Raw genomic sequence first — 19,468 nt, forward strand, 5'->3', positions numbered from 1 at the left:
CATGACCGAGGCGGAGCGGGACGAGCAGACAACTGACATCGAGCAGCTGGTCGCCGATGCCGGCATCGTGGCGAACCGCTCACTGATCCGCAGGATCCTGCGCACCGGCATCCAGCTCGGCGAGGATGGCACCGACCGTCTGAACCTCAAGATCGCCTCGTCTGCGCTGGCTGAGATGCGGGACGCGTTCCGCCTGTTCCAGCCGTACGCCGAGGTGCCGAAGGTGACCGTGTTCGGCTCCGCTCGCACCAGGCAGGACGACCCGCTCTACGACCAGGCTCGTTCCGTCGCCGAAGTGCTGGCGGAGCGTGGATGGATGGTCGTCACCGGAGCGGGGCCCGGCATCATGCAGGCTGCGGCGGAGGGCGCGGGCGAGAAGATGGCGCTCGGGGTGTCGATCCGACTGCCCTTCGAGGAGAAGCCCAGCGCTGTCATCGCCGACGAGACGCACTCCGTCGAGATGAAGTACTTCTTCACGCGCAAGCTCATGCTCGTGAAGGAATCGACCGGCTTCATCTGCCTGCCGGGCGGATTCGGCACGCTCGATGAGATGTTCGAGCTGCTCACGCTGCAGCAGACCGGCAAGGCCGAACCCATGCCGATCGTCCTGCTCGACGAGCCAGGCGGCACCTTCTGGCGCGGCCTGGAGCGCTTCGTCGTCGACACTCTGATCCCGGCCGGGGTCATCTCGCCGGATGACTTCGATCGTGTGCTCGTGACGGACTCCGCCGAGGAGGCGGTCGCCGAGATCACCGGGTTCTGGATCAACTACGACTCGCTGCGCTGGGTGGACGATGTCCTCATCCTGCGCCTGAAGCACCGGCCGACAGACGCCGAGATCGAGCGCCTCAACGAGGAGTTCGCCTCGATCGTCGCCGAGGGCCGCATCGAGCTCGTGGATGCGCACGCCGTCGAACTCGCCGACAAGGACCGCGTCGAGCTGCCGCGGCTCGCGCTCCGACTCGGCCAGCGCGAGGTCGGCGGCCTGTATCGCCTGATCGACGCGATCAACGAACTCGGCTCCGCTCGCTGACAGTCGTCCCGCGGAGCGGGTATCGTTGTACGGATGCCGCGCGTGCAGGATGCCGCGGCGAAGAGCTGAATACGGAGACCGTCATGGACATTGAACTCGGGCTGCTGCGCGGAATCGAGAAGGAGAAGGCGATCCCCTTCGACGAACTCGTCGCGATCATCGAGCAGGCCATCCTGACCGCCTACGGCAAGCACGTCTCCGCGGATGGCGCGGTGCCCCAGGGGGTGCGCGTCGAACTCGACCGCAAGACGGGGCACGTCGCCGTCCTCCAGCCCGTCACCGATGACGAGGGCGCCGTGATCGGCGAAGAGGATGCCACGCCCGACGACTTCGGCCGCATCGCCGCCTTCGCGGCCAAGCAGGTCATCAGCCAGCGTCTGCGTGACATCGCCGACGATGCTGTGCTCGGCGAGTTCCGCGGCAAGGAGGGCGACATCGTCGCCGGCGTCGTCCAGCAGGGCCCCAACCCGCGGATGATCCACGTCGATCTCGGCACCGTCGAGGCGATCCTGCCTCCGGAGGAGCAGGTCCCCGGTGAGGAGTACACGCACGGCTCGCGTCTGCGCGTCTATGTCACCAGCGTCGCTAAGGGCCTCAAGGGGCCGCAGATCACCGTCTCGCGCACCCACCCGGGGCTCGTGCGCAAGCTGTTCGCGCTCGAGGTCCCCGAGATCGCCGCGGGACTGGTCGAGATCGTGTCGCTTGCCCGCGAGGCCGGACACCGCACGAAGATCGCGGTCAAGGCCAACGACCCGTCGATCAACGCCAAGGGTGCATGCATCGGTGAACTGGGGCGTCGCGTGCGCGCAGTCACCGAGGAGCTCGCCGGTGAGAAGATCGACATCGTCGACCACGACGCCGACCTCGCGACCTTCGTCTCGCACGCGCTCTCGCCCGCAAAGGTCACCAGCGCATTCGTGCTGGATGCCGGCACCAAGGCTGTCCGCGCCCTCGTGCCGGACTACCAGCTCTCCCTCGCGATCGGCAAGGAGGGCCAGAACGCCCGCCTCGCCGCCAAGCTCACGGGGGCGAAGATCGACATCCAGCCCGACAGCATCCTGGACTGACGGCCGGGTCGCGGAGTTGTCACCCAGCGGCGCGGTGTAGGATGGATGCAGTACGAACATGCGTCGGCTGTCGCATGCGTGCTTCCCGATCCGCTCTTCTCAGAGTGGTGGCAAACCATGATGTCCTCATCTTCGATGAGCGCGCCGTGATGCCGGGGAGGGGCGCGTGGGTGCATCCGACGCGGGAATGCCTGGAGAACGCCATCCGGCGCCGGGCCTTCGCACGAGCATTACGTGTGTCGCAGTCGATCGGGTTTCCCGAGGGCGAAGACATGCAGACCATCGAACAGCATTTTCCGAAGAACAAAGGCTGAACGGCTATGGAAACAAAGTGAACGGCTCGAAATGAGACCCGTCCGCGACTAGTGGTCTGCCCTGTCTGGGCAGACCGACCCAGACAGGAGAATTGTGGCTGCCAAACCACGCGTACATGAGATCGCCGCTGAACTCGGCGTCGACAGCAAGATCGCACTTGCGAAGCTGAAGGAGCTCGGCGAGTTCGTCAAGAGCCCGTCGTCGACGATCGAGCCGCCGGTGGCTCGCAAGCTCCGTGCCGCCATCGAGGCGGACGGCGCTATCAAGCCTAAGACCGAGGAGAAGCCTGCCGCCGCGAAGCCGGCCGCAGCCAAGCCCGGCCCCAAGGCACCGACTCCCGGCCCCAAGCCGGGCCCGAAGCCTGCCCCCGAGGAGAAGCCGGCCGCCGAGGCGCCCGCAGCGCCTGAGGCGCCGGCGGCCCCCGCCGCACCTGCGCCGAGCGCAGAGGCCCCTTCGGCGGACAAGGGAGCACCGAAGCCCGGCGCACCGCGTCCCGGCAACAACCCGTTCTCGTCCGCGCAGGGCATGGGCCAGCGTCCCGCAGGCCCCCGCCCCGGCAACAACCCCTTCGCTTCCGCGCAGGGCATGGGCCAGCGCCCGACGCCGGGCAACATCCCGCGTCCGCAGGCACCGCGCCCCGGCGCACCCCGTCCGGGTGCACCTCGTCCCGGCTCGCCCCGTCCCGGCGCCCCTCGCGGCGGTCAGGGCGGTCGTCCCGGTGCACCGTTCCAGCAGCGCTCCGGTGGCCCCGGTCGTCCCGGCGGCGGTGGCCCCGGTGGCCCCGGCGCACGTCCGGGCGGCGGCTTCGCCGGTCGCCCTGGTGGCGGCGGTGGCCGCGGTCGCGGACCCGGTGGCGGTACTGCAGGTGCCTTCGGAAAGGGAGGCGGCAAGTCCAAGCAGCGCAAGTCGCGTAGGGCGAAGCGGCAGGAATTCGAGATGCGGGATGCCCCGGTCGTCGGTGGCGTCAACGTCACCCGCGGCAACGGGGAGACCATCCGCATGCGCCGCGGCGCATCGATCGCGGACTTCGCTGACAAGATCGAGACCCTGACGGGCTACACGGTTCAGCCCGGAACCCTCGTCACGATCCTCTTCAACCTCGGCGAGATGGCCACGGCCACCGAGTCGCTGGACGAGGCGACCTTCGAGGTCCTCGGCGAGGAGCTCGGTTACAAGATCCAGATGGTCTCGCCCGAGGACGAGGACAAGGAGCTCCTCGAGGGCTTCGGTCTCGACCTCGAGAAGGAGCTGGAGGCGGAGAGCGAGGACGACCTCGAGATCCGTCCTCCTGTGGTCACCGTCATGGGTCACGTCGATCACGGTAAGACCCGTCTTCTCGACGCGATCCGTCAGACCAACGTCATCGAGGGTGAGGCCGGAGGCATCACCCAGCACATCGGTGCCTACCAGGTCTGGACCGAGCACGAAGAGATCGAGCGCGCCATCACGTTCATCGACACCCCGGGTCACGAGGCGTTCACCGCCATGCGTGCCCGTGGTGCACAGGTCACCGACCTCGCGATCCTCGTGGTCGCCGCAGATGACGGCATCATGCCGCAGACGGTCGAGGCTCTGAACCACGCCCAGGCGGCGAACGTGCCGATCGTGGTCGCGGTCAACAAGGTCGACAAGCCGGAGGCCAACCCGGCCAAGGTGCGCCAGCAGCTCACCGAGTACGGACTGGTCGCCGAGGAATACGGCGGAGACGTCATGTTCGTCGACGTGTCGGCCCGCCAGGGCACCGGAATCCAGGAGCTTCTGGACGCGGTGCTGCTCGTGGCCGATGCAGGACTCGACCTGACCGCGAACCCGAACAAGTCCGCTCGCGGTGTCGCCATCGAGGCGAAGCTCGACAAGGGACGCGGTTCGGTCGCCACGGTGCTCATCCAGTCCGGAACGCTGCGCGTCGGCGACTCGATCGTGGCAGGCACTGCCTTCGGCCGCGTCCGCGCCATGCTCGACGAGAACGGCGATTCTGTTGAATTCGCCGCCCCGTCGCGTCCGGTGCAGGTTCAGGGTCTGAACTCCGTGCCCCGTGCCGGCGATGTCTTCATCGTCACCGAAGAGGACCGCATGGCTCGTCAGATCGCTGAGAAGCGTGAAGCCGTCCAGCGCAACGCTCTGCTCGCCAAGGCGCGCAAGCGCATCTCGCTCGAGGACTTCACCCGTGCGCTCGAAGAGGGCAAGGTCGAGACGCTCAACCTCATCATCAAGGGTGACGTCTCCGGTGCCGTCGAGGCGCTGGAGGAGTCGCTGCTCAAGATCGAGGTCGACGATTCGGTTCAGCTGCGCATCATCCACCGCGGTGTGGGTGCTGTCACCGAGTCGGACGTGAACCTGGCGACGATCGACAACGCGATCATCGTGGGCTTCAACGTCCGCCCCGACCCGAAGGCCCGCGAGGCCGCTGCCCGTGAGGGCGTGGACGTCCGGTTCTACTCGGTCATCTACTCCGCGATCGACGAGATCGAGAGCTCGCTCAAGGGCATGCTCAAGCCGGAGTTCGAAGAGGTCCAGTCGGGTGTCGCCGAGATCCGCGAGGTGTTCCGCTCCTCGAAGTTCGGCAACATCGCGGGTGTCATCGTCCGCTCCGGCACGATCACACGCAACGCCAAGGCTCGCATCATCCGTGACGGCGTCGTGCTCGCCGATGGCCTCGCCATTGAGTCGCTGCGCCGCTTCAAGGATGACGTCACCGAGGTTCGCACCGACTACGAGGCCGGTATCGGCCTCGGCAAGTACAACGACATCCAGGTCGGCGACGAGATCGAGACCACCGAGATGGTCGAGAAGCCTCGCGGCTGATCCGATCGATCATGAGGGGCGCCTGCGGGCGCCCCTCATTCGTCACAGAGGAGAAGGAAATGGCTGGAGAACGACAGGCACGTCTGGCGGATCGCATCCGCGTCATCCTGGCCGAGCGCCTGGAGAAGGGGCTGCGCGATCCGCGTCTCGGGTTCGTCACCATCACCGACGTCCGGGTCTCCGGCGACCTGCAGCACGCCTCCGCCTTCTACACCGTGCTGGGAACCGAGGAGGAGCGCATCGCGAGCGGTGCCGCTCTCGCGTCCGCGACCGGCATGCTTCGCAGTGAGGTGGGGCGCCAGCTCAGCACCCGCCTCGTGCCGACTCTGGAGTTCATCCCCGATGCACTCCCCGAGAACGCCGACAACATCACCGCACTGCTGCGCCAGGCTCAGGAGCGCGACGCCGAGGTGGCGAAGCTCGCATCGTCCGCGAAGCACGCGGGCGACGCCGACCCGTATCGCACCGAGGCCTCGGAGGACGAGGAGCAGTAGCCGCAGGGCGCCCGCCTTGATACCCTGAGCGGCACCGTCGGCGTGCCGGCGGTCCACGACCGCGGTATTCGGGGGGATACGGCTTGTGACGAGCGCTTGGCGGCAGGACCCGCTCACCGCGTCGCGTCCTGCCCTGGAGGGCGAACTCGTCGCCGAGATCGCGGCCGAACTTCTCGCGAGCGACCTGAACGCCGCACCGCACGTGATCGGCTCGCTGCTGCGCCGTCTTGAAGGCGATGCGGTCACGGTGCGCGAGACCTGCGGCGCGCTGAGCTCCGCGCAGCGCGCAGGTCAGCGGATGCTGCCTCGGCTGCTGCCGCTCGTGCCGTCGATCTCGGCGTGCTTCGACGGGCTCCTGCTCGACCCGGACGACAGACTCACGCTGCTCGTGGCGGGGCTCAGCGTCACCGACAACGTCGAGGTGCTGCTGCGCGCGACCGGCCGGGCACCCGACGAGCTTCTCGCCGGTCGGCTGAACGGACTGCTCGCCGTATCGCACGGGCGCTTCACGCTCTGCGATCGTCGAGCGACGATCTGGCTGCAGCACACCACGTCAGCCCTGGAGATCGCGCACGCGCACGAGTTGCTCGAGCGAACACACCGCGATCTCGGCGACGAGGACGCGGCCCTGTGGCATCGCGCCAGCGGAGCGCTGCAGCGCATCCCCGACGTCGCTGCGCCGCTGATCGAGATGGCGCTGGCGCTGTCCGAAGCCGGTCACGCGGATCACGCGTTCGTCGTCGCAACGGAAGCCGCCGAGCACGCCGACGGCGCGTCGTGCGAGTGGGCGCGAGCGGTCGCGGGAGCCGCAGCGATGAGTGCAGGGTGCTTCGAGGACGCCGCCGAACGCCTGGGTCCTCTCTCGGATGCCGACCACGCCCTCCACGCGAAGGCGCTCGGCATCGCGGTCGTCGCCGAGACGAACACGCACGGGATGATCGCGATGATCGACCCGGCCGAGCACCGCCCGCGCGCCGCGGATCCCGGAAGGTGGCGCGACTGGGCACGCACCGCGAGCCTCGCCGCCGTCGCCTGTGCGGAGCGGGGTGCGCCTCACGAGATGCGCGCATGGCTGGCCGCGCTCCGCGAGGCGGACGCACGCGCAGGAGCGGACGGCGCGGTGCGCGATGCCGCCGTCGCGCTGTGTTGGATGCTGACCGGCGAGGCCGAGGCTGTGGAGCCCTCCTCCGGCGGACCGTTCTCCGGAACCATGGTCCGCGCGCTGCACGCGGCAGTGCGCGGTGACATCGACGAGGGGCTCCGCATCCTCGCCCTGGCGCACGCACGGCCCACCGGCGAGACCGATCCGCTGATCCCCGGCTTCGAGCGCAGCCCGCTGGCCGACGCCTATCTGGCCGTCGTCGAAGCGCTCCTGCGATTCTGGCGCGGAGACGTCGAGGCTGCACGCGAACTGCTCGGTACGGCATCCGTCCGACTGCCCGTCGGCATCCCGTTCGCCGGTCTCGGTGTCGTCCTCGTCCAGCGCCTCGACATTGCCGTCCATGGCACACCCGGCCCGCTGGCACGATCGCTCGCCGCGACGCTCCCCGGCGGCATCCGGCTCGATCGGCTCGTGGACAGCGGCCTCAGCGCCTATCTCGGCGGCGCGGCGGAACAGGCCGCGATCGACGTGACGCTGTGGCACGACCGGGGCGCCCCGGAACCCGCGCTGGGTATTCCGGGACTCGACGAGGTCGGGCCGGTTGCGCGCCGACCGCGCGTCGAGCCGCCAGAGACCACCCGGGCCAGGTTGCTCCTGCATCGCATCCGCACGCTCCCCGAATCGTCGTGGCGACGTGAGCACGATGAGATCGCCGAGACCGGCCGGCGCTTGACCTCTCCGTTCGATCGCGCACGCGTGGAGGCGCTGCTGGGGTCGACCTGCCTGTCGCGCGGAGACGCGTCGGCGGGGCGGCGTCATCTGCGCGCGGCATCCCGTCTGTTCGAGGACGCCGGAGCGCTCGCCTGGAAGGACGCCGTCGAGGCGCGGCTGGCCAGGCTGACGATCGCGCTGTCCGCGCAGAGCGACCCCGTGACCGAGCCGATCGCGGTCATCCGCGACGCCGATCCGCTCGCGGCCAGCCGCGTCGCCTGGGAGACGCTGCTCACCGAGCGAGAGATCGAAGTGGCGATGCGGGTGGCATCGGGTGGCGAGAACCGTGAGATCGCGACCGCACTCGATGTCTCGGTGCGCACCGTCGAGGTGCACGTCGGCCGTCTCTTCGACAAGCTCGGCGTCCGAAACCGCGTCGAGCTGGCCGTGCTGGCGCATCGTACCGGCCGGGTCTTCTGATCCCACCGTCATCGGGGGAGGCGCAGGCACCCTTCTGCGGCCTCGACGAGGCCATCGGCGATCAGCGAGTCGATCGCACGGTCGCGCTGTCCGGCATCCGGCCAGTCGGGGATCACCGCGTCCGCAGGCACATCGCCGCCGGCGGCATCCCGCAGCACCTTGAGCACGGCGCCGCGCGCCTGACGGTCCGAGCCCTCATAGCGGGCCTGCCGCCGTCGCTCATCGCCGGTATCGGGGCGCCCGGCCGCGACCCAGGCGCAGACGTCGACGACCGGGCAGCGTTCGCAGCGCGGGGATCGCGCGGTGCACACGACGGCGCCGAGCTCCATCGCTGCGGCGTTGAACACAGCGGAGTCGGCATCCGCCTGGGGGAGCAGGGCCGCCATGGTCACCAGATCACGTCGCGAAGCCGGGCCCGGCTGCGACCTGCCGTCGAGCACGCGAGCGAGAACGCGCCGAGTATTCGTGTCGACGACAGGGTGCCGGTCGCCGTAGGCGAACGCGGCGACGGCGCGCGCCGTGTAGTCCCCGATTCCCGACAGAGCCAGCAGCGCGTCGACGTCGCGCGGTACTTCACCGCGGTGACGGTCGGTGATCTCGATGGCCGCCCTGTGCAGCCAGAGCGCGCGTCGGGGGTATCCCAGATTCGCCCACTGCTGAACGACCTCCGCCGGGGTCGCACGTGACATCGACGCCGGCGTCGGCCAGCGCCTCAGCCACGCTTCGAGATGCGGGATGACGCGGCTCACCGGCGTCTGCTGCAGCATGAACTCGCTCACCAGGGTGCCCCACGCGCCGTACTCGTCGTGGAACTGCCTGCGCCGCCACGGCAGATCGCGGGCGTTCGCGCGGTACCAGTTCGACAGCTCTGAGCTCAGACGCGATGGGGGTGTCGAACGGTCGGGCACCTCGTTAGCCTATGCGGAGCGTCCGGCACCGGGCGCCGCGGAGAGCAGAGGAGTCAGAGATGTCTCGCAGACGAACCGCCTTCATGATGGCCGCAGCTTTCGGGGCGCTGATGTTAGCCGGATGTGCGACGGCGAGCCCGGTACCCGAGGCGACGACCACGGAACCCGTACCATCGCCTACATCGAGCGCACCTTCGCCTACGTCGGAGCCGCCTGTCGACCTGGAAGATCCGTCGACCTGGACTGTGACAGAAACAGGTATCGGCCCGATCGAGGCAGGCGGGGATTTCACCGCAACCCTGTCCGAACTCCCGGAGTCCTGGATGAACGACGACAACTGCTCCTGGACGGCCTGGTGGAACGCAGAGGATCAGAGCTACAGCATGAACTTCGTGCGCGGCACGGAGTCCGACGATGCGCCGATCGTGCTGGCATCCGCCTCCGCCGCAGATCCCGTCACACCGGGTGTCGGGCCGCGGACGACGGAGGGCCTCGGCATCGGATCCACCAGGGACGAGGTGCGTGCACAGTACCCGGATGCCGCCGAGGGCGAGGCGCCGATCGGCGACGGCACGTGGCTGAGCGTCCCCGGGGACGGCACGACGATCTTCTTCGAGTACTACACCGGAGATCAGGCCAACGCCGTCACGGTCACGACGCTCGATGAGCCGCCCTACGAGATGTGCGGCTGACGCAGGGGCGCCTCGCGCGTCGGTAGGCTGGAGGAATGGTCGCACCCGGCATCCTCCTCGTGGACAAGCCCGGTGGGCTGACCAGTCACGACGTCGTCGCCCGCACGCGTCTCGCGTTCGGAACCCGCAAGGTCGGGCACGCCGGAACGCTCGACCCGATGGCCACCGGGCTGCTGGTGATCGGCATCGAGGGCGCCACGCGCCTGCTCACCTACATCGTCGGCGCCGACAAGACCTACCGCGCCACGATCCGGCTCGGAGAGGCGACCACGACCGACGATGCCGAGGGAGAGACGACGGCCCGAGCGGCCGCCGCCCTCGTGGATGCCGTCACGTCGGCGCAGCTCGCCGAGGGCGTGACCGCGCTCACCGGCGACATCTCGCAGGTGCCGAGCTCGGTCTCCGCGATCAAGGTCGACGGCCGACGCGCCTACGACAGGGTGCGGGCCGGAGAAGAGATCGAGCTGAAGGCCAGAGCCGTCACCGTGTCCCGCTTCGACGTGGTCGCCGAGCGGCGCGAGCAGGGGCTGATCGACCTCGACGTCGTGGTCGACTGCTCCTCCGGCACCTACATCCGCGCGCTCGCTCGCGACCTGGGGGAGAGCCTCGGAGTCGGGGGACACCTGACGGCGCTGCGCCGCACCAAGGTCGGCCCGTTCGACGTTGCGGATGCCGTCGGCATCGACGCCCTCGACGGCGCACCGACACTCACGCCCGGCGATGCCGCCTCGAAGGTGCTGCAGCGGCTCGACGTCTCCGCGGACGATGCGCGCGACCTGCGCCACGGCAAGCGGCTCATCGAGCAGGCAGCACGCCTGGACGGCAGTATCGCAGCGGCGATCGACCAGAACGGCGCCCTGGTGGGGATCATCGAGAAGCGCGGTCGCGATCTGAAGAGCGCCATGAACATGCCCGAGGAGTCCCGATGATCCTGTGGTTCACGAGCATCCAGATCGTCGTCGCGGTCGCCGTCGGCCTGTTCTGCGTCATCGCAGGGCTCATGGGCAGGCGCCCGAGCGACTACACGGTGGGCGCGCTGGCCCTCGTCGAGCTGCTGCTCATCGTGCAGGTGGTCATCGCGATCATCGCCCCGCTCGCGGGCAACCCGCCCACCGGCGATCTGCTCGAGTTCTGGGTCTATCTGGTCTCGGCTGCGCTGCTGCCGATCGGCGGCGTCACCTGGGCTCTGCTGGAGCGCAGCCGGTGGAGCACGGTCATCCTCGGTCTTCTGGCGTTCGCGGTCGCCATCATGCTGTGGCGCATGGAAGTCATCTGGACCATTCAGGTCGCATAGCGCACGGCATCCAGCGGCAACGGGCGCGATTAGGATGGAAGGCGCTATGACCACCACCGAAACCCGCTCTCGGATGACCGGCATCGGCCGCGTTCTCGTCATCGTCTACGCGGTCATGGCCCTCGCCGCCACCGGACGCAGCTTCGTGCAGATCGTTCGCCGGTTCGACGAGGCGCCGCTTGCCTACACGCTCTCCGCTCTCGCCGCCGTCGTCTACATCGTCGCCACCCTCGGCCTCGTCTTCGCGAGCCGACGCGGGTGGTACACGATCGCGTGGGTGGCGATCGTGTTCGAGCTGGCCGGAGTCCTCATCGTCGGCACCCTGAGTCTCACGACGCCCGAGCTGTTCCAGCACGACTCGGTGTGGTCGGTGTTCGGTCGCGGGTACCTGTTCATCCCGCTGGTGCTGCCCGTGTTCGGGATCTGGTGGCTCCGCACGCACCGTCCCGCCGCCCGGGCCGCCGTGCCGTCCGCCGAGGCCGTGGCGTGATCGTCTTCCGCGACCCGGGCGAGGTTCCCGCCGACTTCGGCCGCTCCGCGGTCGCCATCGGCAAGTTCGACGGCGTGCACGCCGGCCACCGCGCGGTGATCGAGCGTCTGAAGGCGGATGCCGCGGCATCCGGAGCCCGTTCGGTCGCCGTCACTTTCGACCGGAACCCGCTCGCGCTGCTCCGCCCCGAGCTCTGCCCCGAGAACGTCGTCTCCACCGATCGCAAGCTCGAGCTCCTCGGCGCGCTCGGGATCGACGCCACCCTCGTGCTGACCTTCGACAAGGAGCTCGCATCGCACTCGGCCGAGCAGTTCGTCGAGGAGATCCTCGTGGGCGCCCTGCACGTCTCGACCGTGCTGGTCGGGCAGGACTTCCGGTTCGGCCACCGCGGCGCAGGCACACCCGAACTGCTGCGTGAGCTGGGTCCGAAGTACGGCTTCTCCGTGGACGTCGTCGACGACGTGTACGTCGAGGGCTCCGAGCGGCGCGTCTCGTCCAGCTGGATCCGCGAGCTGCTGGCAGAGGGCGACGTCGCCACGGCGACGCAGGTGCTGGGCCGCCCCGTCGACGTGCGAGGCGAGGTCGTGCACGGGCACAAGCGCGGCAGGGAGCTCGGTTTCCCGACCGCGAACCTGTCCGAGACCGTCGACGCGTTCGTACCGGCCGACGGCGTGTACGCCGGCTGGCTCGATGACCACGACACCGGCATCCGGCATCCCGCCGCCGTCTCCGTCGGCACCAACCCGACCTTCGACGACGTGCTCGTCCGCCAGGTGGAGGCGCACGTGATCGATGAGGACACGCTCGATCTGTACGGCCATGACGTCACGGTGGAGTTCACCCGGCGGCTGCGCGGCATGGTGGCGTTCGAAGGAATCGACGCGCTGATGAAGCAGATGTCGGCGGATGTCGACGCTGCCCGCGCGCTTCTGGCCACCGATGCCCTAGAATGAGTCTGGTTCTCGACGTTGCTGGTGCGGATTTCGCGCATCGCTGAGCGCGAGAACGACGTCCGCACGGTCCTGGCTCACCCCACACGCGGATTACTCGTACGGCACGGACCGTCTCCCACGGCGATCCGGTATTCACGCTCAGGAGGAGCATGCCGACTTCGGCAACCGCCGCGACGCGGCGCAAGAAGACATCTCGTCGTGATGACGAGGCCCCGCTGATCCCGATCCTCGCGCGCAAGGTGCGCGAGATCGAGGCGAAGGCGCAGCGTGGCAAGCTCGGCCCCACCAACCGGGTCAAGTTCCAGGTCATCGCCTTCCTGGTGCGCGAGGAGCGCGCCAGGGTGAAGGCGGATGATGCGTTCGGCGACGCCGCGCGCGCCGAGTTGCTCAAGCGGCTCGACGGAGTGGCCACGATCCTCGCGAAGACCGCCGCGCGCGACACCTCGCTGATCCAGCTGCTCGAGGCCGACCAGGCCACCAGCCCGGTCGCCAAGCGCATGCGGCGCGACTGGCTGCTCGAGTCCGGCGCAGAGCTCGCGCCCGACGAGCTCATCATCACGGACGTCGCGCCGGTGCAGGCGCCGGTCGTGCCCGCGGCGCTGGCCGAGAAGCAGGTCACCCCGCCGTCCGTTGAGTCGCGTCAGCTCGCGAACCCGTTCCTCGCACCCGACCTCACGCCGCGTCCCACCACGACGCCTCGGCGACGCCTCGACGGCTGGGAGCTGATGGGGCCGCTGTACAAGGCGTTCGAGACCGGCGCCGGTGGCGCGACGGCGACGATGGAGCTCCCGCCGCTGCCGGAGTACGACCACATCTCGCCCAAGGGTCTCGAGGTCATGGTGCACCAGTCGCGCTTCCTCGAGGCGGTCAGGGCGGGTCACCGCAGCTTCCTGCTCGCGGATGAGCCGGGCCTCGGCAAGACCGCGCAGTCGGTCCTCGCAGCATCCATCGCGGACGCGTACCCGCTGCTGGTGGTCGTCCCGAACGTCGTGAAGATGAACTGGGCCCGCGAGGTCGAGCGGTGGACGCCGCAGCGTCGCGCGACGGTCATCCAGGGTGACGGCACCGACATCGACGCATTCGCCGACGTCTTCATCGTGAACTACGAGATCCTCGACCGGCACCTGTCGTGGCTGGGTTCGATCGGTCTGCAGGGCATGGTCGTCGACGAGGCGCACTTCATCAAGAACCTCTCGTCGCAGCGCTCGCAGAACGTCCTGGCGCTGGCCTCCCGCATCAGGGAGCGCACCCGCGACCCGCTGATGATGGCGCTCACCGGAACGCCGCTGATCAACGACGTCGAGGACTTCGACGCGATCTGGCGCTTCCTCGGCTGGACGACGGGCGACAAGCCGGGCGCCGAGCTGATGGAGAAGCTGGATGCCACGGGCTTCACGCCAGCCGACAAGGCGTTCTACGGCGAGGCGCGCGACGCCGTCATCTCGATGGGCATCGTCCGGCGAAAGAAGAAGGACGTCGCGGCGGACCTGCCGGACAAGCTCATCGCCGACTTGCCCGTGCAGCTGGATGACGAGTTCGGCCGTGGCATCCGTCAGGCCGAGCGCGAGCTGGGGGAGCGGTTGGCTGCGAAGTACCGCCGCATCATCGAAGCGCGAGGGGATCGAGGACTCGCCGAGGGCGAGATCGACGACGACATCGTGCGCCTGGTGGCGACCGGTGAGCTCGAGGAGTCCCGTGCGGCAGGCACCGGCGGCGACAACGTCTTCACGATGGTGCGCAAGATCGGTCAGGCCAAGGCCGTGCTCGCTGCCGACTACGCGGCGCAGCTGCAGCGCTCCGTGGGCAAGGTCGTGTTCTTCGCCAAGCACATCGACGTCATGGATCAGGCCGAGGCGCACTTCGCGGCATCCGGCATCCGGTACGTCTCGATCCGCGGCGATCAGACGACGCCCGCGCGCCAGCAGGCGATCGACGACTTCAACGGTGATGAGGGCGTCGGCGTCGCCGTGTGCTCGCTCACCGCTGCGGGTGTCGGACTGAACCTGCAGGCGGCATCGAACGTCGTACTCGCCGAACTCAGCTGGACCGCGGCGGAGCAGACCCAGGCGATCGACCGCGTGCACCGCATCGGGCAGGACGAACCGGTCACCGCGTGGCGCATCATCGCCGCGCACACGATCGACACGAAGATCGCCGAGCTCATCGACCAGAAGCAGGGTCTCGCCGCGCGGGCCCTCGACGGCGAGAGCGTCGATGAGGTGGCCAGCGAGAGCGTGCAGCTCGGCGCGCTCATGCACCTGCTGCGCGAGGCGCTCGGAGGCGCGTAAGAATCGCATTTCTTGTCGCCGATTTCGGGGCTTGCGCTCCGGAATCGGCGAGGAAGTGCGACATCGCCGATCGGCAGGCGCAAGATCGATCGTTTTCGCGTGCTCCGAATGGCGTCCGCCAGTGTTGCCCACTAGGGTCGAGAACAGGCAGCGTCGCCTGTCCCTCTCCCTCAACGTCTGAAGGCATCAGCATGAAGATCGGCATCCTCACCAGCGGCGGCGACTGCCCCGGCCTCAACGCGGTCATCCGCGGGATCGTCCTCAAGGGCACCACGTCGTACGACCTGGAGTTTGTCGGCATCCGCGATGGATGGCGCGGGGTCGTTGAGGGCGACTTCATGCCCCTCACCCGCCACGAGGTGAAGGGCCTGTCGAAGGTCGGCGGCACCATCCTCGGCACGAGCCGCACCAACCCCTACGAGGGGGAGCGCGGCGGAGCCGAGAACATCGCCAAGACGCTGTACGGCCACAAGATCGACGGCATCATCGCCATCGGCGGCGAGGGCACGCTCGCCGCGGCCGACCGTCTCGCGAAGGACGGCATCAAGGTGCTCGGCGTGCCGAAGACGATCGACAACGATCTGCGCGCGACCGACTACTCCTTCGGTTTCGACACCGCGGTCAACATCGCCACCGACGCGATGGACCGCCTCCGCACCACCGGCGACTCGCATCAGCGCTGCATGGTCGCCGAGGTGATGGGCCGGCACGTCGGCTGGATCGCTCTGCACGCCGGGATGGCCGCGGGCGCGCACGTCATCTGCATCCCCGAGGTGCCGATGTCGATCGACGAGATCGCCGCTCAGGTCGCCAGCGCGCACGACCGCGGCCGTGCACCGCTCGTGGTCGTGTCGGAGGGCTTCACGCTCAAGGGCATGGACGAGGCGTACAGCGACAAGGGGCTGGATGCTTTCAACCGTCCGCGACTGGGCGGCATCGGCGATCAGCTCGCCCCTGAGATCGAGCGGATCACCGGCGTGGAGACCCGCGCGACGATCCTCGGCCACATTCAGCGCGGCGGTTCGCCGTCGGGCTTCGACCGGGTGCTCGCCACCCGCCTCGGACTGCACGCGGCGGATGCGATCGTCGACGGCGCCTGGGGACAGATGGTGGCCATGAAGGGCACCGACATCGTGCGCGTGCCGTTCGAGGAGGCCCTCGGCGAGCTCAACACCGTGCCGCGCTACCGCTACGACGAGGCCGCAGCGCTCTTCGGCTGAGCCGGCCGCACCGCAGGCGCGCGGCCCGCGCTCGGCCCGCGCCCGGCCGGTTCCGCGTGTCCGGGTTGTTGTGGGTGCTGGCCGACCAGAGCCGCATGTTCTCGGACATGCTCACTCGGCGCGTCCAGGTTGTTGTGGGTGCCACGGCCCTCGACCCACAACAACCCGGACACGATCAACGCCGACCGGGACGCCAGCCGGCGGCGATGAGCGCGGATGCCACCTTGTCGACGGCGATCTGCGGATCAGGCCGCAGATGATGGCTCAGAATGCGCACGAGCTGCCAGTCCAGCACTCGGATGGACTCCCAGCGGTCAGCGTCGCGCGCGAACTGCTCGGCTTCGGCATGCTGCCGCCCGTCGTACTCCGACGCGACGCGGTACTCGGGGTACGCGAGATCGAGCCGAGCCACGAATCGACCGGAGTGGTCGTAAAGACACCAGTTGAGCTCGGGCTCCGGTAGACCGGCACGGGTGATCGCCAGACGGAGGGCGGTCTCCTGCGCGCTCTCCGCGCCCTCGCGGATCTCCGGGAGCGCACGTTTCAGCCGCCCACGCACATCACCTGCCTCGTCGACCTCGTTCCACAGATCCTCGATCGTCGCGAACGCGTTGCGCGGGTGGATGAGGAAGTCACCAGCCGCGATGAGATCGTCGACGTTCCAGGTGGATGCGGCCTGCCGCCACATGCGTGCCGGAAGCTCGATCGGCAGATCGTGCACGCGAAGCCGATCAGGCGGTCGCACCTGCAGCCGGTGACCGATCACTCCACGGCGTGCCGGCTGAGGTTTCGGCCGGCGTGCAGAAACGTGCAAGTCGAGCCGATTCGCGCTCGTGTAGGGGATCGGCGCGCCGATGATCGCGAGCCCGCTGCCGTGACTGACGAATTGGTCTTCGGTCAGTGCAGGCGCGAACCGCCGTGCACGCTCGAGCAGCTCTGCACGCAGCCGTTGCATGCGCGCCGTGGGCGTCTCGTCGACGGGGAGCGGCACGCCAGCGGCGGGTGCGCGCAGAAGGCGCACGCCTCGGGTCGGCATCTCGAGGTCATCAGCGCGAAGCCGCGATGGGGAGACGCCGAGCTCGCGTGCATCGGCCACGGCGAACGGCGTCTGGAGCAGCGATGCGGGCAAGGGCGCGGGACGAGTCATCCGGCCATCACAGCGCAGGCACCAGAGGGATCGACCCCTGTATCACGCGTTCGGTGGACAACTGTCTGCTTGTGTCTGTTGTGGAGAAAGAGTCATGTCCGAGGAGTCTGCCGGCATCCCACCCGCAGGTTGTCGGACACGATTCTGACCCTGTCTGACAACCTGCGGGTGTGGGGCTTCCGCACCCGCAATTAGCTGGACACGGCGGCGCGGCCGTCGCGGCGGGGCGGGATCCACACCCGGGCGGGACGCTATCCCCGGCGCCCGGCGCCCGGCGGCCGGCTCAGGCGAGGCCGAGCGTGTCCAGCATCCAGGCCAGTTCGAAGGAGCGCTCGCGCCAGGCGTTGTACCGGCCACTGACGCCGCCGTGACCCGCGGCCATCTCGCACTTGAGCAGCACGTCCTGTGCGCCGGCGTGCCGCAGCGCCTGCACCCACTTGGCCGGCTCGACGTAGAGCACGCGCGTGTCGTTGATCGAGGTCATCGCGAGGATCCGCGGGTAGGCGACGCCGTCCTGCACGTTCTCGTACGGCGTATACGACTTCATGTACGCGTACACATCGGCGTCGTGCAGCGGGTCGCCCCACTCATCCCATTCGATGACCGTGAGCGGCAGCGAGGGATCGAGGATCGACGTGAGCGCGTCGACGAAGGGGACGGATGCCAGGATGCCGGCGAACTTCGACGGGGCGAGGTTCGCGACTGCCCCCATCAGCAGTCCGCCCGCGCTGCCGCCCTCGGCGACCATCCGCTCCGGGGCGGTGACTCCGGTGTCGATCAGGTGCTCGGCGCAGGCGACGAAGTCGGTGAAGCTGTTGCGCTTGTTGCGCAGCTTGCCGTCCTCGTACCAGTTGCGCCCCATCTCTCCGCCGCCGCGGACGTGCGCGACCGCGAAGATCACGCCGCGGTCGAGCTCCGACAGCCGGGCGACGGAGAAGCCGGGGTCGATCGAGTGCTCATACGAGCCGTAGCCGTAAAGGTGCAGCGGGCGCACCTCCGCGCCCGGATCGCCGAAGGACTTCTTCCACACCAGCGAGAGCGGCACCTTGGTGCCGTCAGGCGCAGTCGCCCAACGGCGCTCCTGCCCGTACTCGGACGGCTCGTACCCGCCCAGCACCGCCTGCTGTTTGCGCAGTACGAGCTCGCGCGTCGCGAGGTCCAGATCGAAGACGGTGGCGGGCGTCACGAACGAGGTGTACGACAGGCGGAGGAACGGCGAGTGCCACTCGGGGTTCCCGGCAGGGCCCGCCGAGAACAGCGGTTCATCGAAGCGCAGCTCGTCGACGGCATCCGTCCGGTAGTCGAGCAGCCCGACCCGCTCCAATCCCTCGCTGCGATATCCGACAACACCGAAATCGCGGAAGCAGTCCACGCCGAGAAGCCGCCGACCGGGTTCGTGCGCGATGACCACGTGGCGTTCACCCTGCGGGTCGGATGCCGCGACGGAGACCAGCTCGAAGTCCAGAGCCTTGTCGTTGTGGAGGATCAGCAACCGATCCTCGCCGTCGACCACGGCGTGGTCGATCTCGTACTCCACGCCCTCGTTGCGCGGCCACACCAGCTGCGGCTCGGCCGTGACGTCGCCCTGCAGATCGACCAGGTACTCCTCGCTCGTGATGCTGGATCCCACGGCGATGACGAGGTACCGGCGGCTGCGCGTGATGCCCGCGCCGAGCCAGAACCGCTCGTCCGGCTCATGGAACAGCTTCACGTCGTCGGACACGGCAGTGCCGAGGCGGTGCAGCCACAGGGTGTCGGGGCGCCATGCCTCATCACGGGTCGTGTAGACGATCGCGGCGCCGTCGGGCGTGAAGAAGCCTCCGCCGGTCCGCGGGATCTCATCGGCGAGAGTCTCACCCGTGATGAGGTCGCGCACCCGGATCGTGTACAGCTCATCGCCCTCGTAGTCCGGCGCCCAGAGCAGCTTCGTCGCGTCATCCGAGACATCGAATGAACCGAGCGAGAAGAATTCGTGCCCCTCGGCCTCGACGTTGCCGTCCAGCAGGATCTCCTCGCCGGGCACGGGGACGCCCGGTTCGAGGACCGGGGGAGTCCAGTCGCCCGGTTCCGCGGCCGCGCGGCAGTGGATGCCGTACTGCGAACCCTCCTCGCTGCGGCTGTAGTACCACCAGTCGCCTCGCCGCGACGGCACTGACAGGTCGGTCTCCTGCACGCGCCCCTTGATCTCCTGGAAGAGCTGCTCGCGCAGGCCCTCCAGGTGCGCAGTCGCCTCGTCGGTGTGGGCGTTCTCCGCCTCGAGGTGTGCGATCACCTCGGGGGAGTCCTTGGAGCGCAGCCACTCGTACGGGTCGTCGAAACTGTCGCCGTGGTGGCTGCGAACGTGTGAACGGCGGGCGGCGATGGGAGCGTTGGTCACCATCCCACGCTATCCCGTGTCGAGTTGACCGACGCCGAGGACGATGCGAGGATTTGTCGGGGCCGGTTAACGGAAGTCAAACCCACGGTGAA

16 protein-coding genes are annotated in these 19,468 nt (G+C 68.8%); 13 read left to right on the forward strand and 3 right to left on the reverse strand.

The features are described 5' to 3' along the window. Position 1: 1 nt before the first annotated feature. The 6 genes from MAE01_RS01380 to MAE01_RS01405 all read left to right on the forward strand — a co-directional run bounded on the left by MAE01_RS01380 (position 2) and on the right by MAE01_RS01405 (position 8,007). Entirely contained in the window at positions 2-1,033 is a 1,032-nt protein-coding gene (locus MAE01_RS01380; protein WP_147037757.1) for an LOG family protein, read from the forward strand. Between the two features lie 83 nt (positions 1,034-1,116). Further along, on the forward strand, positions 1,117-2,100 hold the full coding sequence (gene nusA / locus MAE01_RS01385; protein ID WP_147037758.1) for a transcription termination factor NusA: 984 nt from the start codon (positions 1,117-1,119) through the stop codon (positions 2,098-2,100). A 107-nt stretch (positions 2,101-2,207) separates the two neighbouring features. Beyond that, complete coding sequence (locus MAE01_RS01390) at positions 2,208-2,414, forward strand: DUF448 domain-containing protein (protein ID WP_229718304.1); 207 nt, start codon at positions 2,208-2,210, stop codon at positions 2,412-2,414. 94 nt (positions 2,415-2,508) lie between these two features. Beyond that, positions 2,509-5,220: a translation initiation factor IF-2 gene (gene infB / locus MAE01_RS01395; protein WP_147037760.1), complete on the forward strand. Its 2,712-nt coding sequence runs from the start codon at positions 2,509-2,511 to the stop codon at positions 5,218-5,220. A 59-nt stretch (positions 5,221-5,279) separates the two neighbouring features. After that, the gene (rbfA, locus tag MAE01_RS01400) at positions 5,280-5,714 is read left to right on the forward strand and encodes a 30S ribosome-binding factor RbfA (protein ID WP_147037761.1); all 435 of its coding nucleotides are present in this window, start codon (positions 5,280-5,282) and stop codon (positions 5,712-5,714) included. A gap of 85 nt (positions 5,715-5,799) precedes the next feature. After that, complete coding sequence (locus MAE01_RS01405; RefSeq protein WP_147037762.1) at positions 5,800-8,007, forward strand: helix-turn-helix transcriptional regulator; 2,208 nt, start codon at positions 5,800-5,802, stop codon at positions 8,005-8,007. Between the two features lie 8 nt (positions 8,008-8,015). On the opposite strand, the gene MAE01_RS01410 is transcribed toward MAE01_RS01405, so the two are convergent. Beyond that, positions 8,016-8,915, reverse strand: a complete 900-nt coding sequence (locus tag MAE01_RS01410) for an iron-sulfur binding domain-containing protein (protein ID WP_229718206.1) — start codon at positions 8,913-8,915, stop codon at positions 8,016-8,018. Between the two features lie 323 nt (positions 8,916-9,238). On the opposite strand from MAE01_RS01410, the gene MAE01_RS01415 reads away from it, so the two are divergent. From MAE01_RS01415 to MAE01_RS01445, 7 genes are all read left to right on the forward strand, one after another. Then, positions 9,239-9,607 carry a hypothetical protein gene (locus tag MAE01_RS01415; RefSeq protein ID WP_147037763.1) on the forward strand — a complete coding sequence of 123 codons (369 nt, stop codon included), beginning with the start codon at positions 9,239-9,241 and terminating at the stop codon, positions 9,605-9,607. A 35-nt stretch (positions 9,608-9,642) separates the two neighbouring features. Then, on the forward strand, positions 9,643-10,536 hold the full coding sequence (gene truB, locus MAE01_RS01420) for a tRNA pseudouridine(55) synthase TruB (protein ID WP_147037764.1): 894 nt from the start codon (positions 9,643-9,645) through the stop codon (positions 10,534-10,536). Then, positions 10,533-10,901 (forward strand): hypothetical protein, encoded by a 369-nt coding sequence (locus MAE01_RS01425; protein WP_147037765.1) that lies wholly within the window; start codon positions 10,533-10,535, stop codon positions 10,899-10,901. The genes truB and MAE01_RS01425 overlap by 4 nt, the downstream gene beginning before the upstream one ends. Before the next feature lie 46 nt (positions 10,902-10,947). Continuing rightward, positions 10,948-11,391 carry a hypothetical protein gene (locus tag MAE01_RS01430; protein WP_147037766.1) on the forward strand — a complete coding sequence of 148 codons (444 nt, stop codon included), beginning with the start codon at positions 10,948-10,950 and terminating at the stop codon, positions 11,389-11,391. Beyond that, positions 11,388-12,344 carry a bifunctional riboflavin kinase/FAD synthetase gene (locus tag MAE01_RS01435; RefSeq protein WP_147037767.1) on the forward strand — a complete coding sequence of 319 codons (957 nt, stop codon included), beginning with the start codon at positions 11,388-11,390 and terminating at the stop codon, positions 12,342-12,344. The genes MAE01_RS01430 and MAE01_RS01435 overlap by 4 nt, the downstream gene beginning before the upstream one ends. A gap of 149 nt (positions 12,345-12,493) precedes the next feature. Next, entirely contained in the window at positions 12,494-14,632 is a 2,139-nt protein-coding gene (locus MAE01_RS01440) for a DEAD/DEAH box helicase (RefSeq protein ID WP_147037768.1), read from the forward strand. Between the two features lie 191 nt (positions 14,633-14,823). Beyond that, positions 14,824-15,852 carry a 6-phosphofructokinase gene (locus tag MAE01_RS01445; protein WP_147037769.1) on the forward strand — a complete coding sequence of 343 codons (1,029 nt, stop codon included), beginning with the start codon at positions 14,824-14,826 and terminating at the stop codon, positions 15,850-15,852. Positions 15,853-16,027: 175 nt separating this feature from the next. On the opposite strand, the gene MAE01_RS01450 is transcribed toward MAE01_RS01445, so the two are convergent. Together MAE01_RS01450 and MAE01_RS01455 are read right to left on the reverse strand one after the other, a co-directional pair. Further along, positions 16,028-16,999, reverse strand: coding sequence for a putative endonuclease domain-containing protein (locus MAE01_RS01450; protein WP_147037770.1), 972 nt, complete (start codon positions 16,997-16,999; stop codon positions 16,028-16,030). Positions 17,000-17,282: 283 nt separating this feature from the next. After that, a complete protein-coding gene (locus MAE01_RS01455) occupies positions 17,283-19,379 on the reverse strand; it encodes a S9 family peptidase (RefSeq protein ID WP_147037771.1) in 2,097 nt (698 codons plus the stop codon). Positions 19,380-19,468 lie beyond the last annotated feature (89 nt).

It is taken from the genome of Microbacterium aerolatum, assembly GCF_007988825.1.
GTDB classification, from domain to species: Bacteria; Actinomycetota; Actinomycetes; order Actinomycetales; family Microbacteriaceae; genus Microbacterium; species Microbacterium aerolatum.

Coding starts and splice junctions, on each gene's coding strand:
- nusA (WP_147037758.1), top strand. CDS start 1,117: ATGGACATTGAACTCGGGCTGCTGCGCGGAATCGAGAAGGAGAAGGCG.
- truB (WP_147037764.1), top strand. CDS start 9,643: ATGGTCGCACCCGGCATCCTCCTCGTGGACAAGCCCGGTGGGCTGACC.
- MAE01_RS01455 (WP_147037771.1), bottom strand. CDS start 19,379: ATGGTGACCAACGCTCCCATCGCCGCCCGCCGTTCACACGTTCGCAGC.
- MAE01_RS01430 (WP_147037766.1), top strand. CDS start 10,948: ATGACCACCACCGAAACCCGCTCTCGGATGACCGGCATCGGCCGCGTT.
- rbfA (WP_147037761.1), top strand. CDS start 5,280: ATGGCTGGAGAACGACAGGCACGTCTGGCGGATCGCATCCGCGTCATC.
- MAE01_RS01450 (WP_147037770.1), bottom strand. CDS start 16,999: ATGACTCGTCCCGCGCCCTTGCCCGCATCGCTGCTCCAGACGCCGTTC.
- MAE01_RS01415 (WP_147037763.1), top strand. CDS start 9,239: ATGAACGACGACAACTGCTCCTGGACGGCCTGGTGGAACGCAGAGGAT.
- MAE01_RS01445 (WP_147037769.1), top strand. CDS start 14,824: ATGAAGATCGGCATCCTCACCAGCGGCGGCGACTGCCCCGGCCTCAAC.
- MAE01_RS01440 (WP_147037768.1), top strand. CDS start 12,494: ATGCCGACTTCGGCAACCGCCGCGACGCGGCGCAAGAAGACATCTCGT.
- MAE01_RS01425 (WP_147037765.1), top strand. CDS start 10,533: ATGATCCTGTGGTTCACGAGCATCCAGATCGTCGTCGCGGTCGCCGTC.
- MAE01_RS01380 (WP_147037757.1), top strand. CDS start 2: ATGACCGAGGCGGAGCGGGACGAGCAGACAACTGACATCGAGCAGCTG.